Origin of the sequence: Desulfamplus magnetovallimortis (assembly GCF_900170035.1) — a bacterium.
Taxonomy (GTDB): Bacteria; Desulfobacterota; Desulfobacteria; order Desulfobacterales; family Desulfobacteraceae; genus Desulfamplus; species Desulfamplus magnetovallimortis.
Window position 1 is genome coordinate 16,028 of sequence record NZ_LT828569.1, and the last position, 6,965, is coordinate 22,992.

Annotated in this window: 11 protein-coding genes; 8 read left to right on the forward strand and 3 right to left on the reverse strand. The window is 36.6% G+C overall.

Going from position 1 to position 6,965, the window contains the following annotated elements; all coding sequences use genetic code 11:
• Positions 1-75 precede the first annotated feature (75 nt).
• On the reverse strand, positions 76-396 hold the full coding sequence (locus tag MTBBW1_RS26050; protein WP_080809599.1) for a DUF6653 family protein: 321 nt from the start codon (positions 394-396) through the stop codon (positions 76-78).
• Positions 397-578: 182 nt separating this feature from the next.
• Here MTBBW1_RS26050 and MTBBW1_RS26055 point away from each other — a divergent pair, with 182 nt between their 5' ends.
• From MTBBW1_RS26055 to MTBBW1_RS26065, 4 genes are all read left to right on the forward strand, one after another.
• Entirely contained in the window at positions 579-1,067 is a 489-nt protein-coding gene (locus MTBBW1_RS26055; RefSeq protein WP_080809602.1) for an Lrp/AsnC family transcriptional regulator, read from the forward strand.
• Positions 1,068-1,240: 173 nt separating this feature from the next.
• Complete coding sequence (locus tag MTBBW1_RS28015; protein WP_281255697.1) at positions 1,241-1,354, forward strand: endonuclease; 114 nt, start codon at positions 1,241-1,243, stop codon at positions 1,352-1,354.
• 70 nt (positions 1,355-1,424) lie between these two features.
• Entirely contained in the window at positions 1,425-1,967 is a 543-nt protein-coding gene (locus MTBBW1_RS26060) for a rhomboid family intramembrane serine protease (RefSeq protein ID WP_245809570.1), read from the forward strand.
• Between the two features lie 109 nt (positions 1,968-2,076).
• The gene (locus MTBBW1_RS26065; RefSeq protein ID WP_080809605.1) at positions 2,077-2,691 is read left to right on the forward strand and encodes an SOS response-associated peptidase; all 615 of its coding nucleotides are present in this window, start codon (positions 2,077-2,079) and stop codon (positions 2,689-2,691) included.
• Positions 2,692-2,693: 2 nt separating this feature from the next.
• Here the strand turns inward: MTBBW1_RS26065 and MTBBW1_RS26070 are convergent, their stop codons facing one another.
• Both MTBBW1_RS26070 and MTBBW1_RS26075 read right to left on the reverse strand, forming a co-directional pair.
• Positions 2,694-3,965, reverse strand: a complete 1,272-nt coding sequence (locus MTBBW1_RS26070; RefSeq protein WP_080809609.1) for a Y-family DNA polymerase — start codon at positions 3,963-3,965, stop codon at positions 2,694-2,696.
• Between the two features lie 3 nt (positions 3,966-3,968).
• Positions 3,969-4,388, reverse strand: a complete 420-nt coding sequence (locus tag MTBBW1_RS26075; protein ID WP_080809614.1) for a LexA family protein — start codon at positions 4,386-4,388, stop codon at positions 3,969-3,971.
• A 273-nt stretch (positions 4,389-4,661) separates the two neighbouring features.
• On the opposite strand from MTBBW1_RS26075, the gene MTBBW1_RS26085 reads away from it, so the two are divergent.
• The 4 genes from MTBBW1_RS26085 to MTBBW1_RS29275 all read left to right on the forward strand — a co-directional run bounded on the left by MTBBW1_RS26085 (position 4,662) and on the right by MTBBW1_RS29275 (position 6,843).
• Positions 4,662-5,105 carry an NUDIX hydrolase gene (locus tag MTBBW1_RS26085; RefSeq protein WP_080809619.1) on the forward strand — a complete coding sequence of 148 codons (444 nt, stop codon included), beginning with the start codon at positions 4,662-4,664 and terminating at the stop codon, positions 5,103-5,105.
• Between the two features lie 90 nt (positions 5,106-5,195).
• Positions 5,196-5,795, forward strand: a complete 600-nt coding sequence (locus MTBBW1_RS26090) for a metallophosphoesterase (protein ID WP_281255698.1) — start codon at positions 5,196-5,198, stop codon at positions 5,793-5,795.
• A gap of 128 nt (positions 5,796-5,923) precedes the next feature.
• Positions 5,924-6,265 (forward strand): DUF2528 family protein, encoded by a 342-nt coding sequence (locus MTBBW1_RS26095; protein ID WP_080809623.1) that lies wholly within the window; start codon positions 5,924-5,926, stop codon positions 6,263-6,265.
• Between the two features lie 41 nt (positions 6,266-6,306).
• A complete protein-coding gene (locus MTBBW1_RS29275; protein WP_222424183.1) occupies positions 6,307-6,843 on the forward strand; it encodes a hypothetical protein in 537 nt (178 codons plus the stop codon).
• Positions 6,844-6,965 lie beyond the last annotated feature (122 nt).

Genomic DNA, 6,965 nt, shown 5'->3' on the forward strand with positions numbered 1-6,965 from the left:
CCTTTGGAGCCTTAAAAAGACGGGGACTTTCTTATAAACTAAAATCAATCCTGTTGAAGAAAGAGAGTGTAGAATTTAGTACAAAGGCACATTGTGGTGGTCTGGAATTTTCACCTTATCTCTATTTAAATAGATACGTTCACCAAGAACCGCCTTTGAAGCCCAATTTTTAGTTGATTTTGGTTTTTGAAAAACAATAGGGTTAAAAAACATCCAAAGAGCAGACAGTACCCCAGGAAGCAGACACCAGCAACCAATCCAAATCCTGCTCCAAAAAGCAATAATTATAAGTGGTAGAACAGAATACCTCGTCCAAACACTAATGGGGTTTGCATGTTTCATCCAATTTTTTTCCGTTAAATTGAATATATTTGCAATTTTTCTTTCTAATGTCATTTGTTTCCTTTTGACGAGCGAACTTGATTTATAAAACCGCCTCTATATAACTTCAAAAATATGGTACTTAAAAGTTAATATATTAATTTATAGTAAGCATACATCACCATTGTTGAAATGTCCTTGCTTTATTTCTGATAATTTGCCATAAAAATGAAAGATTCTTTCAAAAAGGAGGAGATATGAAAAAAGATATTTCTACACCAGAGATTGATGACTTTGATTACGCTCTACTTAACTTATTACAAAAAGATGGTCGTGCAACAAATGTAAAAATAGCAAATTCCCTTAATTTAAGTGAAACACCGTGTTGGCGTCGCCTTAAAAGACTGGAAGAGCACGGTATTATTAAAGGATATCACGCAAACCTGAATCGCTATCTGTTGGGTTTTGATATACTTGCTTTTGTTCAAGTTTTTTCTGAAAGACATACTGATGATTCCCTATATCAGTTTGAACAGGCAGTTAAAGAGATTCCTGAGATTCTTTCATGTCATAATATAACAGGAGATGCGGACTATCTATTGCAGATAGTAACAAAAAACTTAGATACATATGAAAAATTATTAAGAAAAGTTATTCGCAGGCTTCCCGGAGTTACCTCCATAAAGACAAGCATCTCTTTAAGAGAAATAAAAGATTCTAAAGAACTACCGCTAACTAACATATAATAGTTTCACAAAAATCGTGAAAAACAAACCTATCAATCATTTCAAAATGTTATAATTAACCACCATGGTCGATTTTCGGCTCATCCCTAATATGAAAATTTGTATCCATTTTCACGGTAAAAGAATTCAAGTGCAAAAGATGTGCTGACAAAACAAGTATGACGTATCGCTATATGCAATCAGATATGTATAATCTTTACCCAGCCATAGGTGAAATAAATAGTCTTAGGAGCAATTACAGATTCGATATGGTTTCAGATGCTTGTCAAAAAGCAGGATTCTGTTAAAAAGGATGACTGAATCTGTAGGTGCAAATTTATCTTGTAAACAAAATTTATGAATAAAGGATACTGAAGTGTGAAGATAAAATATAATTCACCAATCATTCTTAGTTATTCTTTAATAAGTCTTGCTGCATTGTTATTTTCCAGTAACAGTTTAATGGGACAATGGTTTACTTCTCCTTCCAATATTTCATTATCAAATCCATTGTTTTACTTGAGATCTATAGCTTATATTTTTGGTCATGCCAGTTGGTCTCACCTAATGGGTAATCTTACTCTCATTTTACTTGTGGGGCCATTGTTAGAGGAAAAGGTTGGCTCTTCTAATCTTCTGGAAATGATATGCATTACAGCCATTAGCACAGCAATATTAAATGCTCTTCTGTTTTCAAGTTCTCTTATCGGTGGCAGCGGTATTGCCTTTATGCTGATTCTTCTCAGTTCATTTTCTAATATTAAATCTGGAGAAATTCCTCTGACATTTATTCTGGTTGCAATTCTATTCATTGGAGGAGAAGTGGTTTCGATAATCAAAGCAGACAGCATATCCCAATTTAGTCATATATTTGGTGGTTTTGTTGGAGCCTGTTATGGTTTGCTAAGAAAAGTTAGATAATCATTATCGAAGAAAGTATTCATAAATGGAACTTTTTTATTTTCGTTCTCCCACGGCAATAGTCAATAGTGGAATAATTATCATCTCCATTTAAATTAATAGGATTAATATGTGCGGTCGATTTGCTCAAGAGTCTCCCTTAGAAGAAGTAGAACGACATTTTTCCATTGATCACATCACTTGTGAACTAATCCCAAGGAAAGACCTTTATCCATCAGAAGGAATCCCAGTCATCATCATGTATAAATCTGAAACAAGGCTTGGATTACTGCATTGGGGATTGATTCCACGTTGGTCAAAGATAAAACCCAAGCGTCCTTTGATCAATGCAAGAGTAGAGACTCTTTCAGGTAAACCAAGTTTTCGAGAATCGTTTCTCTACCGACGTTGCCTTGTCATTTCTAATGGGTATTATGAATGGAAAAAAATATCAGAAACAGATTCAAGAAAAACCAAATTTCTTTTTCAACTCCCTTCAAAAGAGCCATTCGCATTTGCTGGACTGTGGGATACCTGGAATAAGACCCACCATTCATGCACTATCATCACTAAAGATGCGGTAAACTCTATCAAAAAGATTCACAACCGAATGCCGATAATTCTCGAACCTAAATTCTATAAAGAATGGTTAGACCCAAGTAACAATAATGTTGAACGCTTGCAAAACATTTTAACAGAGCATGCTGTTGAAGAATTACTTTGCCAGGCGATATCAGATGCGTAGGATTATGATACAGTCAACAGTAGATTCCAATCAGTGGTATAAGCAGGTGAACGGAATTTGAATGCCGTTTTCCACTGTTCTTGTCTCTTCTGGAGCCCCATGGATGCATATCTTAAACAGTTCCTTCCCATCCTGAAGTTTACTGAATCCAGTGTTTCCATTATCTCTTCAGACATGGGGTGTGGTGGCGTATAAAATAGATCATATTGAAAGTGTCCATCCCGGACCAAATTGGACAGTACCACTCCAGCTTTAGTGTACTGTTTTCCAGGAATAAAGATTCGTTTTAAAGCCTCTTTGCCTTTCTTGATCATCTCTGGGGTGTAGTTGGTAGCAATGGTGAAAGGCAGTGTCTTTGAATTGAAATAAAACTCTTCTGGTTTGAATCGATTGGTGGTCACATAGACGGTGATGGTTTCTGTGTAGCTTCCCTGTTTTCTGAGTTTTTCTGCTGCTCTGGCAACATAAGTTGACACTGCTTCAGATAGGGGTTCAAACTCTGTCACCGGCTGCTTGAATGATCTTGATGAAGAGATCGATTTTTGTTTTGAAGGATTGTCATCCAAGGTGTAGCAGGATTCACCACAGAGTTCTTTTTGCATTATAACACCGTTGATGCCCATTTTTTTCTTTATCCAATTGCTATCTGCATATTTGAAATCCAGAGCAGTCTTGATTCCTCTGATAGTAAAGTATGCGGCATATCGCCTTCCAATTCCCCAAACATCCTCTATCGGAGTGATTTCCAAAGCTTTATCCTGATATTTGGGGGATGTCAGATCTAAAATACCATCTGCTTTCACTGATTTCTTAGCGATTCTATTTGCTACTTTTGCCAACGTCTTGGAAGTGGCTATGCCTATGGAGATGGGGATTCCGGTGTGTTGCTTTACTGTGCTTCTGATATTTCGAGAATATGTGGTCAGGTCGGTAAATACATAGTTGGTGAGATCAAGAAATGCTTCATCAATTGAGTAAATCTCAATGTTTGGAGTAAATGTCGCCAAGGTTTTCATCACTCGATTGGACATATCTCCATACAAAGAATAGTTGGAGGAAAAGACCTGGATTTTATATATCTCAATCAGGTGTTTGATCTTGAAGTGGGGAGCACCAAAAGGGACACCAATAGCTTTTACTTCATTGGAGCGGGCCACAGTACATCCGTCATTGTTGGATAGAACGATGACAGGCTGACTTTCGAGTTTGGGGTTAAAGACCCTCTCACAGGAAACGTAGAAATTGTTGCAATCCGCTAAAGCAAAAACTGGCATTGATCACACCTTATGAATCACGTTGGTGACAACACCCCAAATTTCAAATGACATCTCTTCTGATATTCTGATTGGACTGTAATTGTCATTTTCCGGTTCGAGTGAAGGAATGCCAGCCCTGTATCTCAATCTTTTTACTGTTAATTCCCCATCCAGTACTGCAATCACAATTTTTTTATCAACAGGCTCAAGAGATCGATCCACAATCAAAATATCTCCAGGAAAGATAGCGGCGTTGATCATGGAGTCACCACTCACTCGAATAAAAAATGTTGCTGCTGGGTGCTTAATCAAATACTCGTTCAGATCAAGACTTCCTTCCACGTAATCTTCCGCTGGAGAAGGAAAACCAGCTTCAACAGTTGATAGATAAAGTGGGCATCGGAGTTCAGTGCTATTATCTGGTATATAAATTTTATTCAATAGTATCTGTCTTTTATTTTGCTAATCATTCTTATACAATTTTATTGGACAAGGGGGTACTTGAAAGGATATAGATCAAATGGTCAATATAGTCAATCTGATGGATTCAACTTTTGCTATATCCAAACCATATCAAAATGGAGAACACATGAAGAGGAAGCACTACAACTGATTCATATGGACATTATGAATCTCTCAAAGAAAGATATGAAGAAGTTTATGGTGATGTTGAGTAAAGAAATAACTAAAGTGTAGATTTTATCGAGAAACAATATGACCGAAAGCATTGAAAGCAGTAAAGCATACCCCAATCAACCAAAACTTGCCGTTGGAGCAGTTGTCTTCAAAGACCAGGAAATACTGTTGGTGAAAAGAGGAAACGCACCGGCAAAAGGTATATGGGCTATCCCTGGAGGAAGTGTGAAGCTGGGGGAGACTCTCAATCAAGCTGCCCAAAGAGAGGTGCTTGAAGAAACAGGTATCACAATCAAAGCAGGTGAGCCAGTATACTCTTTCGAATCTATTGAGTATGATGAAAAAGGTGCCGTTAAATTTCATTATTATATTGTGGATATGGAAGCAGAGTATCTTGATGGAGATGTAATTCCAGGTGATGATGCCGATGATGCAGCCTGGGTATCTGCTGATGATCTTAAAAATCTTAACGTGAATCAAAAGACATTGGAACTACTGCAACAAAAATACAGCTTTGGATAAATTATAAATTCTTAAAAGAATAAAAACCAAACCATGAAATTTTCAGTGACAATAAAACAACATAAACTCCGTATAATATTTTATACTTTTATGTTTTTGTTATCTGTTTATGCTTTTTTGATTGAACCCCACTGGCTTCTTGTTAAAAATATAAAATTGTCTTTAAAACCACAGTATCGTTTAGTACATATAACTGACATTCATTTTCATGGTGATGAATCATATTTGAAAAAAATTGTTAGCATAATCAATAATCTATCTCCAGATTTTGTATGCTTTACGGGTGACCTTGTAGATGAAAAAGAGAAGTTGAATCAGGCATTGAATATTTTAGAGAAGATCAATTGTCCTCTCTTTGGGGTACCAGGGAATCATGATTACTGGAGTGGAGTGTCATTTGAAAGCATCAACAGTTCTTTAGAAACAACAGGTGGGCTATGGCTTGTAGATCAAAATACAAAATTCAAAGACCTTTATATCACAGGGTTGGCTCATGAAACATACAAGCAGATAAAAGAGGCTGACAAATCATTTCAAAAAAGGTTGTTATTATGTCATTATCCGGCAATCATAGATCAGATAGAGAATGAAAAATATGACTTGATTTTTAGCAGGACACTCCCATGGTGGGCAAGTTCGTTTACCAATATTGGGAGCATTGAAAGTACCATATGGTGTAGAAAAATATGATAAAGGACTTTATTCAGCAAAAGCAGGAACCCTCTATGTAAATCCTGGAATTGGCACGTTTGCTGTTCCTGTAAGATTGCTATGCAGACCCGAAATTACTATAATTGAATTTTAAAGTAGGGGAAATCATGAGCACAAAACAATATCAAATCGTATTTGACTGGTGGGATGCACTTCTTGAAATCAGTGATAGTCAAGAGACAAAAGAATCCATTGAAAAACAATTGCGTTCCTTTTCAGATGGTCAAAAGTTATTAGATGAAGAGAATGGAGATGTTATTCAAGCATACCTGAAGCAGATGTCCACTCAACTTATCACAGCTTCCATTGACTGTACTCTTTCCGGTGTTGTGAAATTATTTCAAGATAAAGACGCTTTCGTTCCTATTGATGGCAGCAAGGGGGTTAAACTGTTATCCATTGACAATTGGGTATTTCATCTTTCTGATTTTGAATTTGAAGAGGTGTGATCTTTATTTGATTAACGCCACTACCAATTAAGAGGTTATAAATGAAGAAGATAATTCTTGGAATCATCATCATTATTGCTTTTTTGATATTTTATTTCTTTTTTCAATCTACTCCAGTTGATTCAATCGCATATTCTCACCCTCCAGCACCGCCTTTAAACGGTGTGATGACACCAAACACTCTATTAAAAGAGGCAATTCTACTGGGAAAAGGTATTGACAAAGGAAATAAAGAAATCTTCATTGATAATTTGCCTGGGTTCCCAGACAATATTTCAAGTAACCGCAACGGACGTTTCTGGGTCGCTTTATTTACGATAAGGAATCCGATTGCAGATGCACTTCATCCGTTTCCTTTCCTTAAAGATCAGATGTCGAAATTACCAAAGATTTTTTGGCCCAAACCCAAACCATATGGATTGGTGATAGCACTTGATGAACAGGGCAAAATCACTCAAAGTCTCCATGATCCAACTGGAAAACACCTCAAGGAAGTCACCTCCGTTAGAGAATACGGTGGCTACCTTTATCTCGGTAGTTTGCACAACGATCGAATTGGTAAGTATCGACTGGAATAGTGCATTTGATGATTATCACCCTGAATGAAGGATATGGTTCAGTAACAATGATTGACAATTCACTTCCCAAACCAATTTTCATAGAAGGTAAGAGCAACAGCAGAATTGCTTTGTATCACTAT